Genomic DNA, 20,631 nt, shown 5'->3' on the forward strand with positions numbered 1-20,631 from the left:
AAAGTACTAATTTTTTTCATCTTTCCATTTAGAAAATCCCATAGAAGCGGCTTTAATATCTTTTTGCCAATTTTCTCCAAATTCTCTTGAAAGCGAATCGAATACTTTTTTATTTTTCAATTCAAACTCTTCAAAATTTGTTGGCGCAATACAACCAAAATCATAATATTTTACTTTGTATTTCTTTTCAAATTCAACATCTTCTTTGGTATAAATGGATGCAATTCCACCCAAAACATAAATAATTTTTTGGTGCTGATTTAGATTTTCTGAATCGTATTTACTTGAATAAATTTCAATTGTACCGAACTTACCTTCTTCTCCATATTTTTCAATAGAAGCATGTTCTTTTAAAACTTTAACGCTGTCAATTATTTTTGGATCGATTTTTTCTAAAATTTCTCTAGGAATTTCATTTCCATTGAGAACAAATAGAGGTTCATTTGCCTTTACTATTTTTGTTTGACTATTCATGAGATTTGCAAAGCAAATGATGAATAATAAAATAATATTTTTCATTTTATATTGATTAAATCCTACAAGATCTTAAAAACCTTGCAGGATATTACTGAATACTTTTTACTGAGACTGCCAACTAATTAATTGCATCAACCAATCGAATAAACTCTGAACGATAACCTTCTGCATCATTTGATTTTCCTTGTTTTGCTAAATTTTTAATATCAGAAATCGATTTATTACTAATCAATTTCGAATCGCGTAATTTCAACCCAAACCAAGCAACAGATGAACTAAACTTGAAATCATCAGAACTTTTAGCTAAAGCAATAGTTTCATTTTTGATAGTTTCAACCATTTCTGTACTTTTTTCACCATCTGGTTTTTTGTATCGGAATTTTATTGTTGCTAACTCATTTGAAAAATTATGATTGTTGGAAACATTCGAATATTTCAATCCATCAACTTCTTTTAAATAGTCACTTTTTACACCAACTGGAATGATTTCGTAAAGTGCTGTAACCGTATGGCCACTTCCTAATTCGCCAGCATCAATAGCATCGTTTTTAAAATCTTCTGGGCGCAATTTTCGGTTTTCGTAACCAATTAAACGATAGCTTTGAACGTGTTTCGGATTAAACTCAATTTGAATTTTTACATCTTTAGCAATCGCAAACATGTTACCTTTAAATTCTTTTCCTAAAAATCGATTGGCTTCTTGAATATTATCAATATAAGCATAGTTTCCGTTTCCTTTATTTGCCAAAGTTTCCATTTTACTGTCTTTGTAATTACCCATTCCATAACCTAAACACGTTAAGAAAACACCACTTTTACGTTTTTCTTCAATCAAACGCTCCATATCGTTATCCGAAGAAGCACCAACATTAAAATCACCATCAGTTGCTAAAATCACACGATTATTTCCACCTTTAATAAAATTTTCTTGAGCAATTTTGTAAGCTAATTGAATTCCTGCACCACCAGCTGTACTACCACCAGCTTGTAAATTGTCGAATGCGTTTATTATTGTTTCTTTTTTGTCCCCAGAAGTAGGAGGCAAGACTAAACCAGCAGCACCTGCGTAAACTACAATAGCAACTTTATCTTCTTTTCGCATTTGATTGACCAAAACCTTCATCGATTCCTTCAATAATGGTAACTTATTTTGTGCACTCATGGAACCCGAAACATCAATTAAGAAAACAAAGTTGGAATTTGGTAAATGATCCATTGGAATATCTTTTCCTTGTAATCCAATTTTTAATAATTTGTGGTTTTCATTCCAAGGACAATCGCTATATTCTGTGTGAATGGCAAACGGATGTTTGTCTCTTGGTTGTGTATAATTATACTTAAAAAAGTTAACCATTTCTTCCACTCTAACTGCATCTTTAGGAACTTTTTGTCCATTGTTAATAAATCTACGAATGTTGGTATAAGAAGCATTATCAACATCTATTGAAAATGTTGAAAGTGGTGATTGTTTCGGACTTTCAAATTCGTTTTCAACAAACACTTCGTAATCTTCTTGATCAGGAACTATGCTACTTGTTGGTTGATTAATTTCTTTAATGATTTTTGAAATTTTATCTTTTTCTTCTTTAGGTAATCCTGTTTTTGTGACAACAATAATTGCTCCATTTACACCTTGCTCACCATATAAAGCTGCCCCTTGAGCTCCTTTTACTATATTAGTATATTCAATTATTTCTGGAGGTAAAGCTTGAAGTGTATTTGCATCAGCAATTACATTGTCAATAACGATAAGAGGTTTATTACTATTACTAATAGATCTGTTTCCTCTTAAAACTATACGAGTACTAGCATTTACGCCATTGTTTGTAGTATTAATTGTTAAACCGGAAACTTTTCCTGAAAGTGATTGAACAACATTTGGATTTGCAGCTTGTGTAATGTCTTCAGATTTAACTACTTGATTACTGGAAGTTATCGCATTTACTTTACGTTTTATCCCCATAGATGTAACCACAACTTCTTCTTGATTTAAAGTAGAAAATTTTACATTTATTACATTAGATTTACCCACTTTTCTATTTTCTCGATAACCTGCATACTTAAACTCAAGTATATCACCAACTTTAGCTTTTATTGTATATTTTCCATCAAAATCTGTTGTAGTTGCAGTTTTTGTAGCTTTTATAATAACACTTACACCAGCAATTGGTCCTAGTTCGTCTGAAACGATTCCTGTAATGGTTTTTAACTCGTTTTTACATGTAAATGAATGATTTACTGTCTTGAAGCTTAGGAACGCAAAAAGCATAGCAATCCCTAATGAAAAGATTTTTAAATTTTTCATGATTATAATTTTTTTAAGTGAAACGTTGATTTTTAATCGATAATTGATTCGAAAGATTTGTCTTATCTCTGATTAATCTTTTTTAGAATAATGTTTGATTTCGATTTTTGGACGATTTGATAAAGAGTTTTTATTTTCATTTTCTTATGTATTGTTTCGCAATCGCCACTTTGATCGAAAGTAAATTGTGTAGTTTCTATTTGATTATTACTAATTATTTTATAATTCCCAGAAGATGAAGGAAAGCAATCATTGCCACAAGGAGCAGAGTAATTACTAGAGAAAGAAGTTTGGTAGAAAGTAATTGAATTTCCGTATACAAAACTTATTCTTTCATCTTGCTTTTCCACTTTTGTAAGTTGGTATTCATCTAAATACTCTCCATTATTACCAAAAACATCATTAATTTGCCATATACTATTCTCTAATGATTGCCCACTTAATTTAAATGAAGTAAATAGCAATATTAAATATATATATATTGTTTTCATTTTTTAAACTTTTTTAATGTAGAATTAAATTGGCTTTTTATTTCTTAGGTTTTCCGTTTTTGGTAGTAATTATGACAACTCCTTTTTTTCCTTTTTCGCCATACAATTTAGTAGCATCTTCGCCTTGATAGATCGTAGTTGATATAATATCTTGTTGGTTTAAAGGCGCATATGGACTAGTAGGATTTGGACCAAAAAGTTCTTTTTCAGAATATTCTTTTCCGTTTATAATGTATAAAGGTTCTTTTAAGTAAACTACTGAATCCATTTCAGTATTAATTAATTCTTCAACTTTCATTCCTTTTTTAGCTTCTCCATCTACAACCACAAGTGGATTCTCTTTTTTAGATTGAACAGCTCTGTTTGGAACGGCAGCTTCCGTAATCGTATAATTTGAACTTCCATGTGAGTTTTCTTTTTTTGCGCTTGGGAGTAATGAATTACCTTGAATATAATCATCTGAGCTCTCAAATGCTTTATCTTGCATTATTATTTCTTCAGCTTTAATTTCTGAAACTGAAACATCTACAGGATTTGTTTTTTTAATTGTAGTAACGACAACAGGTTGTTCTTCAATTTGTTTTTCTAAGATAGCATCTGCATTCGCAACAATATTTGGATTTACAAATTTTGTTTCTTCTTGATGAATTTTGCTTTCTTCAGAAGCCTCAACAAGAGTGTTATTTGTGTTTAACAAAAGACTATCGTTTACAACTACAGAATTCTTATTAGTAATTATTTCAGGTTTGTTGTCAAAGAAGTTATAAGCAATAGTTCCAACGACAACAATTGAAGCCGCAACAGCTATTTTTTTCCATTTTGAAGATTCTGATTTAGATACTTGAGCATCTAACTTATCTTCCACTCGGTTCCAAACTTTGTCCATTCCAGAAAAGTCTGGAGTAGCACCTTTTTCGGCAGCCGATTTTATTTTGTTATATATTTTATCTTCGGTATTCATTTTACTTCGCTTTTTGATAATAGTAAGTGGTGACTAATTCTTTCAATTTACTTTTGGCGGCATTCAATTGTGATTTTGATGTTCCTTCAGTAATGTTGAGTTGATCTGCAATTTCTTTGTGACTATAACCTTCAATTACAAACAAGCTGAAAATTGTTCGGCAGCCTTCGGGAATATATTTTACCAAATTGAGTAAATCTTCTTCTTCCAAATCAGTCATTTCATCTGCTAAAGGTTGATTGGCATACGAAACATCATCTAAATACAAATTGAAGTTGAGATTCTTTTTTAATTGTGCTAAACATTGATTCACCACAATTTTCTTTGCCCAACCTTCAAAGGCTTTTACTTCTTTTAATTGGTCTATTTTTGTAAAAATGATAAAGAATGAATCGGCCAACACTTCTTCAATTTCTTCCTCTTTTTTCAAATAACGTTTACACAAATAGTACAACTTAGGCGCCATTAACTCATAAAGTTGCCGTTGCGCATCACGACGTTGTTTTTTACAAGCTTGTATTATTTTTTCATCCATCACAATTGGTGCTTTCTATTAAAGAGAGAAAAAAAGAAGAAAAGGTTGGGACGACCTTAAAATATTTTTAAAGATAAATAAAAAAATCCCCAATTGAATTGAGGATTATACTTAAATGATTGGTTTAATTATTCTTTAAACACCATATCGATACACATTACTGCTGCTAATATTAGAGCTCTTAAAGGATCATTTTCAGGAACAGTTTCATTGATTTTTAAAACATAGTTGTCAGCACTTGTAAAAAATTCTTTTCCAAGTCCAGCCCATTTTTTAGAAACCAAAGCAATTTCATTATTGTCCTTTAAAAATTTGAATTCCCAACCAGTCCATTTTCCTTGTAGAGTTGCCAATGATTTTCCTTGTGGATCAAAAATTTCGAATCTTCCACCAAAAGAGAAAAACTTTTGCTTAAAAAGTCCTATTAATTTCTCATTTTCATCAAAAACTTCAACATCTGATCGAAAAAATGTAGTTCCTCTTTTAATTGAAATTATTTTTTTGTTTTGATTGTCAGATATTATAATGTCGAAAGGCGTCATTCGTTTATAATCTGTAAAACGGAAAAGTTTAGTAAAGAAACCTAAATTTGGTTCTCTACAAGTCATCATTAAAACTCCGTTTTCTGGATTTAAAACATCAAAGTTATTGGCTGCTTTAAACATTCCAATGTGTTCCTTTATTAAAAAAAGATTCTTGTTCAGAATAGAATTCATATAAATTGATTAATTTTAGTTTGTTGCAAAAATAATTTTATTTCCATTATATAATTCTATACCATGAAAAATATTGAATGTTTGTCTTTAAAAGTTACTTCGCCCATAAAATTAAAAGATAGACCAACTTACATTAACGTTGAAACATCGGAAAAAAAGAAAGAAAAAGAATTGCAAAAAATTCGTGAAAAGTTAAGCAAGCTACAAGATAAAATGTATGCGCACAACAAATATGGCGTACTAATTTGCTTGCAAGGAATGGATACTGCTGGAAAAGATAGTTTAATTCGTGAAGTTTTTAAGGAATTCAATGCACGTGGAGTTGTGGTTCATAGTTTTAAAACGCCAAATTCTACCGAATTAGAACATGATTATTTATGGCGCCATTATTTGGCTTTGCCTGAAAAAGGAAAGTTTTCGGTTTTCAATCGAACACACTATGAAAATGTTTTAATTACACGCGTGCATCCTGAATATATTTTAAATGAACGAATTCCTCATATTAATTCAGTGGAAGATATTGATGAAGCTTTTTGGGACAATCGTTTTGAGAGTATCAATAATTTTGAAAAACATATTGCCTCAAATGGCGTAATCGTGTTGAAATTTTATTTGCATTTAAGCAAAGAAGAACAGCGCCAACGTTTGTTAAGACGATTAGAAGAAGAAAAACACAACTGGAAATTTTCGCCAGGTGATTTGGCAGAAAGAGAACTATGGGACAAATACCTAGTTTGTTATGAAGATGCCATCAATCGAACTTCAAAAGAACATGCGCCTTGGTATGTGGTTCCAGCTGATAATAAAGAAACGTGTCGTTATTTAGTTGCGAAAACCATTTTAGAAGAACTTCAAAAATATACCGATATTAAAGAACCAGAATTAGACGAAGAAATTAAAGATAACATTAAGTTTTATCACGATAAATTGTCTTCTGAAAATTAAAGTGTTCTATAAGAGTGAAAAGGGATAAGAAAAAAGGGATAAGATAAATTTTATAAAAAAACTAATCCCTTGTTACTAATTACTAATCCCTAAAAAACTACCTTTGCAACCGATTTTAGAAAAGCATGAATTTATCACAATATACTAAGGAGTTCTCATATAATATTCGTTTAGCATTACCCATTATTACCGGAATGTTAGGACATACTATTGTGAGTATTGTCGATAATATTATGGTTGGTAAATTAGGTCCAGCTGAATTAGCTGCGGTTTCACTAGGAAACAGTTTTGTGTTTATTGCCATGTCATTAGGGATTGGTTTTTCAACTGCAATTACGCCTTTAGTTGCTGAAGCCGATGGAAAGAAAAATATAGAAGAGGGTAGAAGTGCCTTTCATCATGGGTTGTATTTGTGTACCATTCTTGGGGTAATTTTATTCGGAATTATCTATTTTTCAAAGCCTTTAATTTCGTTCATGGGACAACCTGAACACGTAGTAACTTTAGCTAAGCCTTATTTAGATATTGTTGCTTTTTCATTGATTCCATTGATAATGTTTCAAGCTTACAAACAATTTGCAGATGGTATGAGTGAAACTAAATATTCAATGTGGGCTACCATTCTTGGAAATATTACTAATGTTGTCTTAAATTATTTATTCATTTACGGAATTTGGATTTTCCCAGAATTAGGAATTGTTGGAGCAGCCGTAGGAACTATTGCTTCTCGTTTTGTAATGCTAGGTTATATGCATTATATGATGAACAAACGCAAGAAGTTTCATCCATTTTTCAAAGGGTTTTCATTGCAAGAAATTAAACGTGAAGTCAATTTAAAAATCATCAAGTTAGGAACGCCATCGGCGATGCAAATGTTTTTTGAAGTAGCTTTGTTTACGGGTGCGATTTGGCTTTCAGGGCGATTAGGAACAACTAGTCAAGCGGCAAATCAAGTAGCATTAAGTTTGGCATCGTTTACCTTTATGTTTGCTATGGGTTTAGGTGTTGCAGCTATGATTCGTGTTGGAAACCAAAAAGGTTTAGGAGATTTTCATAAACTTCGTTTAGTTGCATTTTCAATTTTTTTATTGGCGACTATTTTGGAAATAGCATTTGCCATAATCTTTCTTGTTTTCCACGAACAATTGCCAACCATCTTTGTCGATTTAAAAGATGTTGCGAATTATACCGAAAACTTAGAAGTAGTTACTATAGCAGCGCAATTATTATTAGTGGCAGCAGTATTCCAAATTTCTGATGGTTTACAAGTTGTAGTTTTAGGCGCTTTGCGCGGATTGCAAGATGTGAAAATCCCGATGTATATTACATTTGTAGCGTATTGGGTAATAGGTTTTCCTATTTCAATTTACTTAGGAATTTTCACCAGTTTAGGTGCAACTGGAATTTGGATTGGATTACTTGCTGGTTTAACAGCTGCTGCCGTATTTTTATTTATCCGATTTAATAACGAAACGAAGAAGTTAATTAATCAAGTCGAAAGTTAAATGTCGAAAGTCGAAAGTTGTTTTACTTTCAAAGTATCGAATAAACAAATCAACAAATTAACTATATTTATAACTCATAATTCATAATTTATAAAGATGACCTTACCAAAATTTGTATTAGCAGATAATTCTGATTTTCCAGATGATATATTTATTATCCATTTAGATTTTCCTCAATTCATTATCAATTTAAAAGACGACGAAGTGGAAATTTTAGAAGATGTTGAAGGTGAAGACGAGAAAGAATTAGAAAGCGAAATGGAACATTTAATCACATTAGCTGGCGAATTCTACGATAGAGAAATGGAGCGTTACGAGGAGTAGTAATTAGTCGTTAGTAATTAGTGATTAGCTTTTTATGAATTGGAAAGTTTTATTTAAAAAAAGAATGTTTTGGCTGATCTTATTAGTTATTGGCTCTTTTTATATTATTCGAAATTTCATAGAAACTCAAACTTATTCAGTAAATAAAACTGTAGTTTGGGCTTTTGATGTGACTAATATTTTTTTGATAAATACTTTTTTATTACCAATATCTCAGATAGTTTCCTTAATTGGCTATGGCGTTTTAGCATTATTTAGAAAAGAGACGAGCTTAAAACTTTCAGTTTTTCACTTTTGTCTATTACAATTTAATTTATTTTTCCCATTCTATTATGAGCTATTAGGTTTCATAAGTATAGCTCTTAACTTTTTGGCAATAATTATAGTTTTTGTACAATTTTTTAAAGCATTCAAAAAGGAAAAAACTAATTCCTAATTCCTTTTCCCTAATCCCTAAAAATTAAAATACTTTTCCAGCAACATTTGAGCGGCAGCAAAAGGCGATAATTCGTTATTTTGCACCGCTTTTTTGTTTTGTTCTAATAACGACATAATTTCAGGATGACTGTAAAAACGATTTTTCAATTGTTCATTTATCGTTTCTAACATCCAATATTGGTTTTGTTCTTTACGTTTTTGTTCGAAGTAGTTGTTTTCTTTCGTTAATTCGAAATATTCGGCAATAATTTCCCAAACTTTATCAATTCCAGTTTTTTCAAAAGCGCTACAAGTCGTAACTTTTGGAATCCAACCGCTATTTTTTGCAGGAAATAAATGCAACGCTCGGTTAAATTCAGTTTTGGCTAATTTAGCTTTCGCAATATTATCACCATCGGCTTTGTTAATGACTATTGTATCAGCCATTTCCATAATACCGCGCTTAATTCCTTGTAATTCATCGCCAGCGCCCGCTATTTTCAATAATAAAAAGAAATCGACCATACTGTGAACAGCAGTTTCACTTTGTCCAACACCAACCGTTTCAATGATAATCGTATCAAAACCACAAGCTTCACACAACATTATACTTTCTCGTGTTTTTCTGGCAACACCGCCTAAACTATCTCCAGAAGCACTCGGACGAATATAAGCGTTTTCATCTTTAACCAATTCTTCCATTCTCGTTTTGTCGCCTAAAATACTTCCGTGGCTAATAGATGAACTCGGATCAACCGCTAAGACCGCTACTTTTTTACCAAGTGAAGTTAAATACTTACCAAAAGCTTCAATAAACGTACTTTTTCCCACACCTGGAACGCCAGTAATTCCTATGCGAACCGATTTATTCGCATAAGGTAAACAGCCTTGAATAACTTCGTTAGCTCTTTCTAAATGTTCCGGATTCGTACTTTCGATTAAAGTAATCGCACGACTTAACGCAATTTTGTCTCCTTTTAAAATGGCTTCAATCAACTCTTGAGCAGTAGGTTGTTTTCTACGAAATTTTTGTACAGCATTTGCAACCGATTGATTTACAGCATCGGGTTGGTCTACACCATGTATTTCTGCTAAAGCCGATTTTTTATCAGGTTTCTTCAAAAGGAAAACGTTTTGGTAAAAATACAAATTTTACAGATAATGCGTACATTTGTTTAAACTCGATTATCATGAATATTTCTGCTGAAATCATAAATAAACTTCAAGAGATAGTAACTGAAAATTTTATTTTCACAGATGACGAAACACGTAAAAACTATGGTCACGATGAAACTGAAGATTATAATTTTCCGCCTCATGTTGTGGTTAAGCCAAAAAATACGCAAGAAGTTTCCGAAATCATGAAAGTAGCATTTGAAAACGAAATCCCTGTTGTGCCTATTGGTGGACGAACAGGTTTAAGTGGCGGAGCATTGAGTGTTCATGGTGGGATTGGACTTTCGATGGAGCGTTTCAATAAAATTTTAGAAATTGACGAAAAGAATTACCAAGTTACAACCGAACCAGGCGTAATTACGCAAGTTTTAAAAGATACGTTGGCTGAACAAGGTTTGTTTTATCCTGTTGATCCAAGTAGTATGGGAAGTTGTTTTATTGGAGGAAATATTGCTGAAAACTCGGGTGGAGCTCGTGCAGTAAAATATGGTGTTACCAAAGATTATGTGTTGAATTTAGAAGTGGTTTTACCGAATGGTGAAATCATTTGGACAGGTGCCAATACACTAAAAAATTCTACAGGTTACAATTTAACACAATTAATGGTGGGAAGTGAAGGAACGCTAGGAATTGTGACTAAAATTGTTTTGAAATTATTACCCATTAATCAACATAATGTTTTAATGTTGGTGCCGTTTTACAAAGCAGAGCAAGCTTGCGAAGCCGTTTCGGCTATATTTAGAGCTGGAATTGTACCAAGTGCATTAGAATTTATGGAGCGTGATGCTATCGATTGGACGATGCAATATGTTGAAGGCGTAAGTGTTGCAATTAAAGATGGAATTGAAGCGCATTTGTTAATAGAAGTGGATGGAAATTATCCAGAAGTTTTAATGCAAGAAGCCGAAAAAATATTAGGAGTTGTTGAAAATTATGAAATTGATGAGGTTTTATTTGCCGATTCAACGGATCAAAAAAATGCACTTTGGAAGTTAAGAAGAGCAGTTGGGGAAGCAGTAAAATCAAATTCGGTTTATAAAGAAGAAGATACGGTTGTGCCAAGATATGAATTACCAACACTTTTAAAAGGAATTAAAGAAATTGGAAATAAATACGGTTTTCATTCGGTTTGTTATGGACATGCTGGCGATGGAAATTTGCATGTGAATATCGTTAAACAAGAAATGACGGATGAAGCTTGGCAAACAGAAGTGCCAAAAGGAATTGTGGAGATATTTGAATTAACCAAATCGTTAAAAGGAACTATTTCTGGTGAACACGGAATAGGTTATGTTCAAAAAAATTATATGCCAATTGTTTTTTCTGATGTTGAGTTACAATTAATGAAAGGAATTAAGCAAGTTTTTGATCCTAAAGGAATTTTAAATCCTGGAAAGATTTTTCCTGACACGATATAAAAAAAGCTCGCATTTGCGAGCTTTTTTTTATAAACCTAATTCTTTTACAACATTTTCGCTGAAGATCATGTTAATCAATTGATTGCCTTTGTCTTTATTAATAAATTTCCATTTATTGTTTGTTAATTCATCAGACACACCAACCATCGTAGATCTAACTCTTATAGTAAAAGCATTTTCATTTTCATCGAAGGTAACTTCTTCAGCTTGCATAGACGATTTAAATACATCTACCATCATTTGAGCATTATCCATTTTTTCTTTGAAAGTCATTTTCATTTTAGTATCATGATCTAAAATGCAAAATTTTTGAGCACCTATACTTTTGATTTCTCCAAAAATAAAATTAGGATCAACAGGTATCAATCGAATTGAAAATTCCTCATTATTGAACATTTGTTCCATTCCCATTTTCATCATGTCTTTAGAAACTATATCAAATACTTTTGGATAGGTTGTTTCAAAAATTGCATCATAATTCATACTAGAACCTGCTAAATAAGCTTTGTTGGCTTCTTCTTTTAAAGAACTTAAATCTTGTGCAAATAAAGTAGTTGTAAATACTACAAATAGGCTTAAAAATAATTTTTTCATGTGTATTTAATTTTCATTTTTAGTTATTGCTTTTTGAATTCCTTGTAATCCTTCAGAAAAATCCTCTAAAAGAGCTACAACTTGATTCATTTTGTCATTATTACCAAAACCTTTTAATCGATTGTTTTTCTTGAAAATAACTTTAATTTCGTTCCATCTTTCCAATTCTTTCTCCGATATAATCCCCATAATCTCTTTTAATTTTAAAAGATTGGCTTCTGCTCCAGTTGTTAAAGTTTGTGATTCATTTTTGTAATGAGAAAGTAAAATAGCTTCAACTTCTTTTTCAGAATGAATTGGTTCGATTTTGGCTACTAGTTTATTCATGTCTCGATAGGAACCTTGTAATTTAAAAATAGGTTCATTGCGGTATTCATCTGCCATTGCAGCTGATTGAATATAAGTTTCGTTAACTTTAATAACTGTATTTCGAACTTGAATAATTTTAGTTAATACATTTCTAAAGTCATCGATTTCTTGACTAGTAAAATTTCCTTCTAAAGAAATATTTAAGTTATTGTTTCTAATACCTTCATATAATTCATACAAGTTGTTTAGACTTTGCTGTGTAAGTCTTGTCATGAAAGGATTAGAAAGTATTGAGTTTTCAATTAAACTCAAATCAAACAATTCTGAATTTACGCCAGAAATTTCTCCCAAGTTATAAGTATCAGCTCGGTTGGCTAACATGTCTGGTATTTGAAATTTTTCTCCACTTTCGGTATAAGGGTTTCCAGCCATAACCAAACAAAAACGTTTTGAGCGTAGGTCGTAGGTTTTAGCTTCACCATTATAAATACCTTCAATTTTTCGTTGACCGTCTGCCAATGAAATGAATTTTTGCAGAAACTCAGGATTACAATGTTGAATGTCGTCTAAATATAGCATTACATTGTCTCCCATTTCAAAGGCAAGATTTAACTTTTGCAATTCTTGTTTTGCACCAGCATTTTTCGCCTCACTTGGATCCGTTGAGGTAATTTCATGTCCTAAAGAGGGACCGTTGATTTTCATGAAGACCAATCCCATTCTATCGGCCAAGTATTCCATTAAGGTTGTTTTACCATATCCCGGAGGTGAAACCAATAATAACATTCCCATTCGGTCTGTTCTTTTTGTTTCTCCAGTTGCACCAATTTGTTTGGCTAAATTAGCTCCAATTAAAGGAAAATAAACTTCATTTATTAGCTTGTTTCGTATGAATGAAGTTAATACTTGTGTATTGAAAGTGTCGAGTTTAAATTGTTTTCTTTTTGAAACAATCCAGTCTTTCTTTAATCCTTGAAATTCAGAAAATTTAGGTTTATTATTTTCAAAATAAAATTCTAGTTTTTCTGTGAAATCATGATACTCTAGTGTGTAAACTTCTTCTTTTTGTAAAGTTTTTAATCCTTCAATTGTTTCAGATGTACTAGTTTTTACAATTTGGGTTGACTTTAAATTATTTACCAATAAGAAAACTGCGGTTTCATCCAAAATACCATTAGCCACATCAACATTATTCTCAATTGAAAATGTTTTTATAGCATTGAAAACAATGTCAAAGCAAGCAGAAGGGAACGGATAAAGCGCCTCAATTTTTTGTGTAAAAACTAAATCTTTCCCTTTTTCTTTTAAATTTTTGGTAAAGCTTTTTAAGAGTTTAGCACTTACCTCATTAATTTTAAAAGCGTCTCTATTTTCGTGTTTTAAATAAGATGCAGCTTTTAGGGAAGAAATAATTTGAAAATGATCAAAATGGCACTTAAATTCTTCAATTTTATGGGCTAATTGTTTGCTTATAAAACGGAATTGTTCTGTATTTTTAAAGGTATCCCTAAGTAATTCAATTGCTTGAAATTGTTTTTCGTAATACGATTTTTCATTTTCTTCTAGGAAGAACCAAAACAATTGTGCTAATGCTCTTTCAGAAGGAGAGAAGCGTAACAAGCCTAATTGATTATTCAGTTGTTGTAATTTTGTAACTAATTTTAACGCATCTTCATCGTGAACACCTTTAACTAAACCTTCACCAAAATGATTGGCAAAAAACTCTTCAATTGCAGTTTTATTCGCTTTTTCAGTGTTTAATAATGGGTTTTTTAAGAACACGTCCCAAGCAATATATTCAATTTTTTTAACCTTGTGATTTTCTGTGATAAACTCTTGATTCCAAACGTCTTTGAATTTTTCTATTTCAGTATATTCAATTGGTTCATAAAAATTGGTACCCGTTAAATGGTAGTAATAATTATTGTTTTTTAAAACCAAAGTTAAGTCGAGCTTTTGTTTGTTAACCGCAAATTTGTAGTTTCCTAAAGCGATAATATTTTCGCCATCTTCATAAATTTCATTACGGTCTTTAAGTTTTCTTATGGCTTCTTGTTGGCTTGTTTTTAATTGCGTTAAAAGCTCTTCCGATTTATTGGCATCATTTAAATCTTTTAATTGTTCGGCAATGTCTCGAACTTTTTCAATCATTAAATCTGAAGCAAAATAACCATTGATTTCAATTTCAGTTGAAAAAGAAGCTACTTTATTAGCCAAACCTTTTAAAATGCGTTCTGCCGATTGAAATAAATTGGTTGTTCTTTTATTTCGAGCTTCTGTTAACTGAACTCCTTTTGTTTGAAATTGTTGGTAGATTTCTTCTCGTTTTTCGCTAATAACTTGGATAAACTCATCAAAATCGACAAATTTTGCTTCCATTTCTTCTAGTTGAATAGCTAGTTTATTCAAGAAATCTTGGCATTTATCGGGTGTGTTAGCAAGCTCAAAGAAATTAATAGCAGTTTGATCAAATAAAGTTATTTGCGCTTTAAAGTCTGCTGCTAATTCTTTACCAGATAGCTCTCTTTTTTTATTGTTTAATGCAATGCGTTCTTGATTAATTAAAGAAAATAATACAGAAATATTTTCGATAATTTGAGTAGAATGCGATGCATCTTCAATTTTTAAATTGTTTACGATATCTACTAGTAGCTCTAATTGATTTGCTAAATCGTCTAAGCTTTTTTCAATCTCTTTTGCTTGAATTGTTTTTAAAAGAGTGCTTATTTCAGTAGAAACTGAATCAATTATCTGTTGATAGGGCGCTAAGGCTTCAGGTGCTAATAAGAAAATGACACAATCGTTTGCTAATCTATCAGATAAAATACTTAATTCATTTTCCCAAGCATCAATTAATTTTACATCTACATATTGTAAATCTTTAGCAGAAATCATTTCCCCTCTTAGTGAACGAATTTCAGACAAAGAGACAATGTACTGTTGTAAACTCGTATAGTTTTGATAACTAAGTTCATTTGTTTTAGCTTCAAATTTTTCTTTTATTTCTTCTAAGGCTGCAGCCGTTTTCTTTTTTATCTCCTGAACTTTTTCAAATTCATTTATTGCAGTATGAGCAATATTTCGAATTTCTTGAAGTGGCTCATTAATTTTAAAAACACCATTCTCATTTAAGAAATAATAGCTATCTAAAATAGTTGTTGTATGCTTTACAATTTCATCATATAAACCGTTATAAGAATCTTTTTTATTTAAAAAAACTTGTAATTCTTGACATTCGGCCATTAAGCGTACTAAATCTTTGTTACCAACTTTATAGATAATGTTATCTTTATTTTGGTTATCAACAACTACATCTTTTGTAAATGGTGTTTGCCAAATTTGTACTAAATGATGTTTGGTTTCTTCATTGCTTTTGAAATAGCACATTTTTCCATCTTCAAAGAGAGTGAAACCATTACAATGAATAGGCGTTTCAATACTTTGTTTAATGATGTTGTATGGAATTAACATGTATTCATTGCTTTCTTGATTGTAAAAGACAAACAAGAAATTCTCTCCATTTATTCCAACAATTTTTTTATAAAAATATATTGGTTTGTTATTTGTTTCTAAGGTTTTAATTTCACCTGTTTGTAATGCATAACCATTAGGGTAGATTAAGCCTTGATTTTCTGGGAGTAAAATACCAGAATATTGTAATGAGTCTACACGAGCGACTTTTTTATCTTTGTGATTATAGATGAAAAAACGTTCTTCTTCTTGATAAGGTTTTATTTTAAATGCGATCAGATTTTGATAATCAAAGAAATTGATTTCTGAATCGTCTAAAGTTTGATCTTTATGTTTAACATCTTCACTGTAAATACCTTTACCTGTTTTGGTATTATCTTCAACTTTAATCGTAATATCACCTCCAATAGCTTCAACAAATACTTTATCGGCTAATGAAACGTGAGGATGCTCTCCTTTACGTTGCATATCACGAGTAGCCTTTGTCCATTTAAACTCAAATTGATTAGGGAATTTAACTTCAGCTGCACTTCTTGCATCAATAAATACTATACCATCTTCTTTTAATAGCCATTTAAATGCCTTAATATCTGAAGCATTTGAAGATAATTGGAAGACAAAATATAGGTAGTTACCAGAGATGAAAAATTTGGTAAATGTTGTATTTCTATAATATTTATAAAGATTTTTGAATTCGTCTATAAAGTTTTGATCTTCTAGCCATGATAAGGCAAGTGGTTCAAATCTATTTTCAGAAAAAGTATACATGGAAAAAACGTCAGTTATGTCTACTTCTGTTTTTAACCCAAGATGTGTTTGATGTCCGACCAAACAAATAGAACCAATAGAAATAATATCGCGAATTTTACAACTTTGCTCAGTTGAAAGTCTTTCATTTGCGATAAGATTATAATCGATACCTCCAAATATTTTCTTCCGTTCTTCGTCTAAAAGAGTTATTCTTTTTGCTAACTCATTTTTTTGTTGCGTTAAACGTTGTTGAATAATTTCGTAGGTACCATTTTGTATGGTTTCTTTACTCATAGAAATTCGTAAATGAGAGTTTTATAAGTTTAAACACCTATCTTTTCTAAAAAAGACAGGTGTTTTTTATATTAAAATTACTTGATAGGCTTGCTATCAATACCTAAATGTCTTGCCATATCAAGAGCCTTGGTTAAAATTCCTTGCTCGTTTTGATTTGCAACATCTTTTAATTTAAAAATTAATGATGCGATACTTAAGTTTTTAATGTCTTCAGAAGAGATTTTATATTTTTCAACGATTTGCATTACTTTTCCCACTAGATTTCCTTCTTCATCACTGTTTAAAAGGGCATCTTTTAGTAACTGAGCATTTTCGCTATGTTGAATAAATTTATCAATTCCTTTACCAGCAGTTATTTGTTTAACAACATTGTCAAAGAATGTATTTTCTCCACCAACAATATCAATATTTGCTGTTTTAAATGCTTCAGCTAATACATGTGCTTGTGCATCTGCTATATCTTTTTGAATTGCAATTTGTGCTAACTCTACTTCTTTTTCTTTTGCTAACTTTAAACGGAATTCTTCGTGATCTTTACCAGCATCATTTAATTTTTTCATCGCTTCAGCTTTTTCAGTGATTCCTGCAGCTTCAGCTAATGCCTTTTCTTTAATAACTTCTGCTTGAGCAAGACCATCTTTTTTGTTTGCTTCTGCTTTTTTCTCAATAATTGTAGCTTCAACAATTCCTTGGCGTTCTTGAGCTTCTGCTTTAGCGTGCATTACTTGAGCTTCAGATAATCCAACAGTTGCTTCTTCTTTTGCTTGAGCATCAGCTATAATTTTTCTAGCTTCTGCTTCTTTTTCTGCAGCATCACGTTTTGCTTGCGCTTCAATAACATATTTTTGCGCATCTTTTTCAGCAGCTAATTTACGTGCTTCTGCAGCTTTAGTTTCAGCAATTAAACGTTCTTCAGCCTCTTTGTTAGCAGCAATTATTTTTACTTGTTTGTCACGTTCAGCTATTTTTAATGCTTCAACGTCAAAAATTGTTTGTTGTTCTTCTACTACCGTTTTTTCTTTCACTAAACGTTCGCGAATAACATCTTGAATGTTCTTCTTTTCTAATTCTACTGCTTTTTCTTTTTCAATTTCAGCAAGGGCAACTACGCGCTCTCTTTCAGTAGCTTCTAATAAACGGTCTTTTTGAACTCTTTCAGTTTCAACTAAGTCAGCTCGCTCTTTATTTTTAGCAGCAATTACAACCTGACGTTGCTTGTTTTCTTCCGCTATTTGAAGACTTTCTTCTGTTGCAATACGAACTGTTTCATGTTTTAAACGTTCTTCCTCAGCCACTTTAAGAATTTCAGCATTTTCACGCGCTTTGATGTTTTCAATCTCACGTTTTTGAGATTCTTCTTTTTCGGCTAATTGTTTCTCTAATTCTAAAATAGCTTCTCTGGCTTCAACATCTTGCTTCTTGATGGTTTTTTCTTCATCACGTCTAACAAGGTTTGCTTTTATGTTTTGATTCGCTGTTAACTCTGTAATCTTTTTAATACCTTCAGCATCTAAGATATTATCTTTATTTAAGTGATTTAATGAAGTTTGTTCTAAATAATCTATTGCGCAATCATCTAAAACATATCCATTTAAATCAGTACCAATAATATTTAAAATTTCATTTCTGAATTCGCTTCTAGCTTCATATAATTCTGTGAAATCGAATTTTTTACCAACAGTTTTAAGTGCTTCTGAAAATTTAGCTTCGAAAAGTTCTCTTAAAGTTGAAATATCAGATGCTCTTTGACAACCAATTGTTTGTGCTACGTTTACGATATCATCTACTGATTTATTAACACGAATAAAAAAGGCTACTTGTATATCAGCACGCATATTATCTTTACAAATAAGACCATCTTTTCCTTCTCTTGAAATTTCTAGTTTTTTAACTGAAATATCCATATTTTCTTGGCGATGAATTACCGGAATTACAATACCAGCGTTAAAGAAAACTTTTGTTCCACCGTAACCAGTTCTTAAAATTACAATTCCTTGAACTGTTTTTTTATACATGGATAAAACCCAGAAAATTAATCCTAGTGTAGCGACAAGAAAAACTAATACTCCAATGTAGAATGTGTTCATAAATAAATATTAATAGTTATTATAATTGTTTTAAATTTCAAATGATTTTTCGATGTAGTAAAATTTTTTTTGAGGCTCTTCGTCAATAATTATTGCATTTTCTCCTTGTTTTATTTCACTACCATCTTTGCTTTTAACCATTAGTTTTATAGGATCTTTATTAATGATAATTTCAATCATACCAATTTTATCTTCTTTAACAGTTGTGATTAATTTTCCACTTCTTCCTAAAAAGTCATAGGCAATTTCACCTTTATGATTTATTTCTTTAAAAAATGGTTTTAAAGGTGTACAGACATATTTAGAAATAAAAACACTTACAATAATAGCTGGTATTATGGTAATCATAAAAAACCAATTAGGAAATGGAAGATAAAAATTCAAATTTACATTAATAAGCCAAGCAAAAAGTAATGTTAATGTTAAAAAAAACGTTATTGGAATTATATCTAAGTTTAAGAACTTCAAAAATTGAATAAAGTATGAAGGGTCTTGATTTACTTCAATTAATCCATCTGGATTATCCAAATTTGTGTCAGCATCGATATCAGTATCTAAATCGATGTCATAATCTCCTAAACCAGTAAATATTGTTAATATCCAATACAGTACACTTAAAATAAGCAATACAGATAAAATTGTATTTGCAGGATTAAAGGAAATTTCTAAAAGTTCGTTAAAACTCATATAATTAGTTAATATTCAATTGTTCTTTTAATTTTTTTAAAGCATCATCAGCCTTATTTTCGGTAGTATCCACAACAGAATTAATTTCATCGTCTATACTTTTAGAAGCATTAGCAATTTCTCCATATGCATCAGCGATAGCTTCTTGTTGCAACACTTTGTCTTTCATTTTTTCAAGCATACTAATTGTGCTATCTGCATCAATTTGAGTCATTTTTTTGTTTATATCTTGTGTTGCTTGACTTACTTGTACACGAGCTCTTAATGTTTTTAATTCACCTTCCCATTTTGCAATTGAAGTTTTTAAAGAATTAATGTTTACTTGCATTTTTTCAACATCATTTTCTAATTTTGAGCTTTCGGCATCAGCAATATTTGCATCTTGTGTAGCTTGTTCTTTTAATTTTAATGCTTCTTTAGCTAATCTATCACTTTCTTCTATAGAAATTTCTTCTTTTGCTCCTTTTTGAATTAAAAGTACAGCTTTATTTTGATATTCTTCGGCTTTGTTTAATAAGGAATTTTTTTCATTTTTACGTCTTATTGCAAGTGCTTTTACTTGTGCCATTGCATGAACACTTTTTTCAAGTTGTTCTTTCATTTCGCGAATTCCTTGTTCTGTCATTTTAATTGGATCTTCAAGTCCATCAATTGCAGCATGAGCTTCTGCTTTACCAATTCTAAATAATCTTCTTAAAATATTCATAATCAATAATTTTTTAATTTTTATAATTTACTAAAACGAATCATTTCTGCTGAATACTCACTCAACAGTAAACTTAATGAATTAATGGTAGCGATTAATTCATTTTGATCTAAATTTTCAGTTTGTAATGTGTCTCTGAAAATTACTTTTTCTCCATTTTCATCAAGTACAAAAGCACCATGAACAATGTCTCTGTTTTTAATCAGAAGTTCTTTATAGACTTCAGTTTCATTTTTTTTGCAACGAAATAAAAATTGTTCAACAATCAATATTTGTGGTGCAATAACTAAAATCATGTTTTTAATACCTTCAGTTTCTTTACTGATTACAAAAGTATTGTGTAACTGATTTTCATGTAAAATTTCAAAATTGAAATCTAATAACCAATCTTTAATTTTTATAAATAAATGGTTTGCTTGCATCTAAAAATATTTTCAATATGAAACAAATATAGAATAAA

General features: G+C 30.8%; 17 protein-coding genes. 4 read left to right on the top strand and 13 right to left on the bottom strand.

Annotated features, from left to right (window positions below; all coding sequences use genetic code 11):
* Window positions 1–6: 6 nt before the first annotated feature.
* The 6 genes from KK2020170_RS07090 to KK2020170_RS07115 all read right to left on the bottom strand — a co-directional run bounded on the left by KK2020170_RS07090 (window position 7) and on the right by KK2020170_RS07115 (window position 5,485).
* Window positions 7–519, bottom strand: a complete 513-nt coding sequence (locus KK2020170_RS07090; protein ID WP_221257644.1) for an FEKKY domain-containing protein — start codon at window positions 517–519, stop codon at window positions 7–9.
* Between the two features lie 76 nt (window positions 520–595).
* Complete coding sequence (locus KK2020170_RS07095) at window positions 596–2,782, bottom strand: VWA domain-containing protein (protein ID WP_221257645.1); 2,187 nt, start codon at window positions 2,780–2,782, stop codon at window positions 596–598.
* A gap of 62 nt (window positions 2,783–2,844) precedes the next feature.
* Complete coding sequence (locus KK2020170_RS07100; RefSeq protein WP_221257646.1) at window positions 2,845–3,273, bottom strand: hypothetical protein; 429 nt, start codon at window positions 3,271–3,273, stop codon at window positions 2,845–2,847.
* A gap of 37 nt (window positions 3,274–3,310) precedes the next feature.
* Entirely contained in the window at window positions 3,311–4,234 is a 924-nt protein-coding gene (locus tag KK2020170_RS07105; protein ID WP_221257647.1) for a hypothetical protein, read from the bottom strand.
* A 1-nt stretch (window position 4,235) separates the two neighbouring features.
* Window positions 4,236–4,769 carry an RNA polymerase sigma factor gene (locus tag KK2020170_RS07110; RefSeq protein WP_221257648.1) on the bottom strand — a complete coding sequence of 178 codons (534 nt, stop codon included), beginning with the start codon at window positions 4,767–4,769 and terminating at the stop codon, window positions 4,236–4,238.
* Window positions 4,770–4,897: 128 nt separating this feature from the next.
* Window positions 4,898–5,485, bottom strand: coding sequence for an LURP-one-related family protein (locus KK2020170_RS07115; RefSeq protein WP_221257649.1), 588 nt, complete (start codon window positions 5,483–5,485; stop codon window positions 4,898–4,900).
* A gap of 63 nt (window positions 5,486–5,548) precedes the next feature.
* Between KK2020170_RS07115 and KK2020170_RS07120 the strand changes: the two genes are divergently transcribed.
* From KK2020170_RS07120 to KK2020170_RS07130, 3 genes are all read left to right on the top strand, one after another.
* The gene (locus tag KK2020170_RS07120; RefSeq protein ID WP_221257650.1) at window positions 5,549–6,430 is read left to right on the top strand and encodes a PPK2 family polyphosphate kinase; all 882 of its coding nucleotides are present in this window, start codon (window positions 5,549–5,551) and stop codon (window positions 6,428–6,430) included.
* 125 nt (window positions 6,431–6,555) lie between these two features.
* Window positions 6,556–7,935, top strand: a complete 1,380-nt coding sequence (locus KK2020170_RS07125; RefSeq protein WP_221257651.1) for an MATE family efflux transporter — start codon at window positions 6,556–6,558, stop codon at window positions 7,933–7,935.
* Window positions 7,936–8,031: 96 nt separating this feature from the next.
* The gene (locus tag KK2020170_RS07130) at window positions 8,032–8,259 is read left to right on the top strand and encodes a hypothetical protein (protein WP_221257652.1); all 228 of its coding nucleotides are present in this window, start codon (window positions 8,032–8,034) and stop codon (window positions 8,257–8,259) included.
* A 453-nt stretch (window positions 8,260–8,712) separates the two neighbouring features.
* Here KK2020170_RS07130 and meaB read toward each other — a convergent pair whose 3' ends face one another.
* A complete protein-coding gene (meaB, locus tag KK2020170_RS07135) occupies window positions 8,713–9,798 on the bottom strand; it encodes a methylmalonyl Co-A mutase-associated GTPase MeaB (protein ID WP_221257653.1) in 1,086 nt (361 codons plus the stop codon).
* A gap of 68 nt (window positions 9,799–9,866) precedes the next feature.
* On the opposite strand from meaB, the gene KK2020170_RS07140 reads away from it, so the two are divergent.
* Window positions 9,867–11,270, top strand: a complete 1,404-nt coding sequence (locus KK2020170_RS07140; RefSeq protein WP_221257654.1) for an FAD-binding oxidoreductase — start codon at window positions 9,867–9,869, stop codon at window positions 11,268–11,270.
* Window positions 11,271–11,297: 27 nt separating this feature from the next.
* On the opposite strand, the gene KK2020170_RS07145 is transcribed toward KK2020170_RS07140, so the two are convergent.
* The 6 genes from KK2020170_RS07145 to KK2020170_RS07170 form a co-directional block, all read right to left on the bottom strand.
* Window positions 11,298–11,864, bottom strand: coding sequence for a hypothetical protein (locus KK2020170_RS07145; RefSeq protein ID WP_221257655.1), 567 nt, complete (start codon window positions 11,862–11,864; stop codon window positions 11,298–11,300).
* A gap of 6 nt (window positions 11,865–11,870) precedes the next feature.
* On the bottom strand, window positions 11,871–16,688 hold the full coding sequence (locus tag KK2020170_RS07150; RefSeq protein WP_221257656.1) for a DNA repair ATPase: 4,818 nt from the start codon (window positions 16,686–16,688) through the stop codon (window positions 11,871–11,873).
* Between the two features lie 77 nt (window positions 16,689–16,765).
* Window positions 16,766–18,778 (bottom strand): flotillin family protein, encoded by a 2,013-nt coding sequence (locus KK2020170_RS07155; protein WP_221257657.1) that lies wholly within the window; start codon window positions 18,776–18,778, stop codon window positions 16,766–16,768.
* Between the two features lie 30 nt (window positions 18,779–18,808).
* Window positions 18,809–19,465, bottom strand: coding sequence for a hypothetical protein (locus KK2020170_RS07160; RefSeq protein WP_221257658.1), 657 nt, complete (start codon window positions 19,463–19,465; stop codon window positions 18,809–18,811).
* Between the two features lie 4 nt (window positions 19,466–19,469).
* Complete coding sequence (locus KK2020170_RS07165; protein WP_221257659.1) at window positions 19,470–20,171, bottom strand: PspA/IM30 family protein; 702 nt, start codon at window positions 20,169–20,171, stop codon at window positions 19,470–19,472.
* 20 nt (window positions 20,172–20,191) lie between these two features.
* Window positions 20,192–20,593 carry a type III secretion system chaperone family protein gene (locus KK2020170_RS07170; RefSeq protein ID WP_221257660.1) on the bottom strand — a complete coding sequence of 134 codons (402 nt, stop codon included), beginning with the start codon at window positions 20,591–20,593 and terminating at the stop codon, window positions 20,192–20,194.
* Between the last annotated feature and the right edge of the window lie 38 nt (window positions 20,594–20,631).

The sequence above is a fragment of the Flavobacterium okayamense genome (genome assembly GCF_019702945.1).
GTDB lineage: Bacteria > Bacteroidota > Bacteroidia > Flavobacteriales > Flavobacteriaceae > Flavobacterium > Flavobacterium okayamense.

Bases quoted from the DNA above. Each gene is read 5' to 3' on its own strand.
- KK2020170_RS07090 (WP_221257644.1), bottom strand. From the start codon at position 519: ATGAAAAATATTATTTTATTATTCATCATTTGCTTTGCAAATCTCATG.
- KK2020170_RS07170 (WP_221257660.1), bottom strand. From the start codon at position 20,593: ATGCAAGCAAACCATTTATTTATAAAAATTAAAGATTGGTTATTAGAT.
- KK2020170_RS07130 (WP_221257652.1), top strand. From the start codon at position 8,032: ATGACCTTACCAAAATTTGTATTAGCAGATAATTCTGATTTTCCAGAT.
- KK2020170_RS07105 (WP_221257647.1), bottom strand. From the start codon at position 4,234: ATGAATACCGAAGATAAAATATATAACAAAATAAAATCGGCTGCCGAA.
- KK2020170_RS07100 (WP_221257646.1), bottom strand. From the start codon at position 3,273: ATGAAAACAATATATATATATTTAATATTGCTATTTACTTCATTTAAA.
- KK2020170_RS07115 (WP_221257649.1), bottom strand. From the start codon at position 5,485: ATGAATTCTATTCTGAACAAGAATCTTTTTTTAATAAAGGAACACATT.
- KK2020170_RS07120 (WP_221257650.1), top strand. From the start codon at position 5,549: ATGAAAAATATTGAATGTTTGTCTTTAAAAGTTACTTCGCCCATAAAA.
- KK2020170_RS07155 (WP_221257657.1), bottom strand. From the start codon at position 18,778: ATGAACACATTCTACATTGGAGTATTAGTTTTTCTTGTCGCTACACTA.
- KK2020170_RS07145 (WP_221257655.1), bottom strand. From the start codon at position 11,864: ATGAAAAAATTATTTTTAAGCCTATTTGTAGTATTTACAACTACTTTA.
- KK2020170_RS07125 (WP_221257651.1), top strand. From the start codon at position 6,556: ATGAATTTATCACAATATACTAAGGAGTTCTCATATAATATTCGTTTA.
- KK2020170_RS07150 (WP_221257656.1), bottom strand. From the start codon at position 16,688: ATGAGTAAAGAAACCATACAAAATGGTACCTACGAAATTATTCAACAA.
- KK2020170_RS07165 (WP_221257659.1), bottom strand. From the start codon at position 20,171: ATGAATATTTTAAGAAGATTATTTAGAATTGGTAAAGCAGAAGCTCAT.
- KK2020170_RS07110 (WP_221257648.1), bottom strand. From the start codon at position 4,769: ATGGATGAAAAAATAATACAAGCTTGTAAAAAACAACGTCGTGATGCG.
- KK2020170_RS07160 (WP_221257658.1), bottom strand. From the start codon at position 19,465: ATGAGTTTTAACGAACTTTTAGAAATTTCCTTTAATCCTGCAAATACA.
- KK2020170_RS07140 (WP_221257654.1), top strand. From the start codon at position 9,867: ATGAATATTTCTGCTGAAATCATAAATAAACTTCAAGAGATAGTAACT.
- KK2020170_RS07095 (WP_221257645.1), bottom strand. From the start codon at position 2,782: ATGAAAAATTTAAAAATCTTTTCATTAGGGATTGCTATGCTTTTTGCG.